This window comes from Kitasatospora sp. NPDC091257, assembly GCF_044757675.1.
Taxonomy (GTDB): Bacteria; Actinomycetota; Actinomycetes; order Streptomycetales; family Streptomycetaceae; genus Kitasatospora; species Kitasatospora lactacystinica.
The window spans coordinates 1-3265 of sequence record NZ_JBIVVI010001043.1; the positions used below are offsets into that span (position 1 = coordinate 1).

The following is a 3265-nucleotide window of genomic DNA, read 5'->3' on the forward strand; positions in this document are numbered from 1 at the left end:
CCGTACGGGCCGCGGGGACGCTCGGCTACCCGGTGGCCCTCAAGGCGACCGCCCCGCACCTGCGCCACCGCCCCGACCTGGGCAGCGTCCGGCTGGACCTGACCGACGAGGCGGGCCTGCGCCGCGCCCACCGCGAACTGGACGCGCTGCTCGGCGGCGCCGCGCAGGCCGAGCTGGTGGTCCAGCGGATGGCGCCGCGCGGCGTGGACACCGTGATCGCCGCCACGGTGGACCCGGCGGTCGGCGCGATCCTCTCCTTCGGCCTGGCCGGTGCGCCGGCCGAACTGCTGGGCGACACGGCGCACCGGCTGGTTCCGGCCACCGACCAGGACGTCGCCGGACTGATCCGGGAGGTCCGGGCGGCGCCGCTGCTGTTCGGCTGGCGCGGCGCCGAGGCGGTGGACACCGGCGCGCTGGAGGAACTGCTGCTGCGGGTCTCGCAGCTGGTGGACGACGTTCCGGAGATCGCCTCGGTGGATCTCGAACCGGTGGTCGTGGCCCCGCACGGACTGGCGATCCTGGGGGCGCGGGTACGGGTCGCACCCCTGCCGGTCCGCAGCGATCTGGGCCCGCGCGCGATGAGCACGCTGTAACCTTCCTTGGTTGCGCCCTGCCCGGGCGCTGTTGTCCGAAGCTCGGCGCCGTGCCGCCCGCTTCGTCGGCGGACCATGCCAGGATGGAGATATGGCGAAGACCGGTACCACCACCACTCAGGACCTGCGCTCGGCTATCGAGCGCAGCGGCTACTACCCGGCCCTGGTGTCCGAGGCGGTCGAGTCCGCGGTGGGCCCGGAGCCGATCAGCTCCTACCTGGTGCACCAGGAGACGACGTTCGACGCCAACGAGGTGCGCCGGCACGTGACGGTGCTGGTGCTCACCCCGACCCGGTTCGTGGTGAGCCACACCGACGAGCAGTCCGGGGCCGAGGGCAGCCCGGCGGTGCCGTTCGCGACGACGTCGACGGAGAGCGTCCGGCTGGACCGGATCGGTTCGGTCGTGCTGAGCCGGATGGTGGCGAACCCCGAGACGTACACCCCGGGCACCCTGCCGCGCGAGGTGGTGCTGACGATCGGCTGGGGCGCGGTGCAGCGCCTGGACCTGGAGCCGGCCGGCTGCTCGGATCCGAACTGCGAGGCGGACCACGGCTACACCGGCTCGGCCACGGCCGACGACCTCTCCCTGCGGGTGAGCGAGGCCGGCGACGGCCCGGAGACGGTGGCCCAGGCGCTGGTGTTCGCCCGGGCGCTGTCCGACGCGACGATCAGCACCAGCCCGCGGGTCTGAGCTCCGCCGCATCCGACCGACCGCACCGCTACGAATCCGGTTCCATGTCCTTCGTTCCTGCCGACGGCTACGACGCCTTCGAGATCCTTGACCCGGCCACGGCCCCCGCGCCCCCGTACGGCAGCGGCTCGCTGTGCGACCTGCTGCCCTCGGTGGCGGCGGGGCTTGGCGTCCCCGGGTTCACCGCGACGCTCCCGATCGCCCCGGCGGACCGGGTGGTGGTGTTCCTGGTGGACGGCCTGGGCTGGGAGCTGCTGCTGCGCCACCCCGAGTACGCGCCGTTCCTGTCCTCGCTCGTCGGGAGTTCGCTGGGCGGCAGCGGGCGTCCGCTGACCGCGGGCTTCCCGTCGACCACGGCGACCTCGCTGGCCTCGGTCGGCACCGGCACGCCGCCGGGCCTGCACGGCCTGGCCGGGTACACGGTGGCGGTGCCGGGCGCCGGCTACCTGATGAACCAGCTGCGCTGGCAGCCGCCGACCGACCCGCACGCCTGGCAGCCGTACCCGACGGTCTTCGAGCGCACCCACCAGGCCGGGGTGGCGACCGCACAGGTCTCGTCCCCGCTGTTCGCCCAGACCCCGCTGACCAGGGTGGCGCTGTCCGGCGGCACCTTCCTCGGCCGCACCACGGGCGAGGAGCGGATGGACCTGGCGGCCTCCTGGCTGGCCGAGCACGACCGGGCGCTGGTGTACACCTACGTCAGCGAGCTGGACGGTGCGGGCCACCGTTTCGGGGTGGACTCGGACGAGTGGCGGATGACGCTGGACGCGGTGGACCGGCTGGCCCGCCGGCTGGCCGCGCAGCTGCCGCCGCGCTCGGCGATGTACGTGACGGCCGACCACGGCATGATCGACATCGCGCCGGAGGACCGGATCGACTTCGACGAGGACTGGGAGCTGGGCGCCGGCGTCGCCCTGCTCGGCGGCGAGGGCCGGGCCCGGCACGTGTACGCGGTGCCGGGTGCGGCGGCCGATGTGCACGCGGTCTGGAGCGAGGTGCTGGGCGACCGGATGTGGGTGGCCACCCGGGACCGGGCGATCGAGGCGGGCTGGTTCGGTCCGACGGTGGACGAGCGGGTGTACGCCCGGATCGGCGACGTGGTGGCCGCGGCGCGCGACGACATCGCGATCGTCGCCTCCCGCAACGAGCCCGGCGAGTCCGCGATGATCGGTCTGCACGGTTCGATGACCCCGGTCGAGCAGTTCGTGCCGCTGCTCGAAGTCCGCGGCTAGCCGGGCCGCGCCGCCCACTTGACTTATCTGTGCCCGAACTCCCTTGATTTGAAAGGCCTTTGCTCCACCCATGGCTGAACTGGTGTTCTTCTCGGGCACGATGGACTGCGGCAAGTCGACGCTGGCGCTGCAGATGGACCACAACCACACCGCGCGCGGCCGGCAGGGCGTGATCCTCACCCGCAACGACCGGGCGGGCGCGGCGACGATCTCCAGCCGGCTGGGCCTGCGCGCCGACGCGGTCGAGGTGACGGACGACTTCGACTTCCACGCGCACGTGGTGCAGCGGATCTCGGCCGGCGGGCGGGTGGACTACCTGATCTGCGACGAGGCGCAGTTCTTCGCGGCCGAACAGGTCGACCAGCTGGCCCGGGTGGTGGACGAGATGGACATCGACGTCTACACCTTCGGCATCACCACCGACTTCCGCACCCGGCTGTTCCCGGGCTCGCAGCGGCTGATCGAGCTGGCCGACCGGGTGGAGGTGCTCCAGGTCGAGGCGCTGTGCTGGTGCGGCGCCCGGGCCACCCACAACGCCCGGACGGTCGGCGGGGTGATGGTGGTCGAGGGCGCGCAGGTGGTGATCGGCGACATCTCGGTGGACCGGGACGAGGTCGGCTACGAGGTGCTGTGCCGCCGCCACCACCGCCGCCGGCTGACCGCCGCGACGGCGCGCGCCTCGGTGCTCTCCCCGGACGTGCTGCCCTTCGAGGAGCAGCAGGCCTGAGGGGATCGGCAGGCCCGAGGGG

Annotated in this window: 4 protein-coding genes; all 4 read left to right on the plus strand. The window is 73.4% G+C overall.

Annotated elements, in window-relative coordinates; translation table 11 throughout:
- Positions 1-593, plus strand: a 593-nt coding sequence (locus ACIQOV_RS34025) for an acetate--CoA ligase family protein (RefSeq protein WP_401054653.1), incomplete at its 5' end; no start/stop codon positions are given.
- A gap of 91 nt (positions 594-684) precedes the next feature.
- Positions 685-1284: a DUF5998 family protein gene (locus tag ACIQOV_RS34030; protein ID WP_359913254.1), complete on the plus strand. Its 600-nt coding sequence runs from the start codon at positions 685-687 to the stop codon at positions 1282-1284.
- A 44-nt stretch (positions 1285-1328) separates the two neighbouring features.
- Positions 1329-2516 carry a nucleotide pyrophosphatase/phosphodiesterase family protein gene (locus tag ACIQOV_RS34035; protein WP_359913253.1) on the plus strand — a complete coding sequence of 396 codons (1188 nt, stop codon included), beginning with the start codon at positions 1329-1331 and terminating at the stop codon, positions 2514-2516.
- Positions 2517-2586: 70 nt separating this feature from the next.
- Positions 2587-3243, plus strand: coding sequence for a thymidine kinase (locus tag ACIQOV_RS34040; protein ID WP_380551291.1), 657 nt, complete (start codon positions 2587-2589; stop codon positions 3241-3243).
- Positions 3244-3265 lie beyond the last annotated feature (22 nt).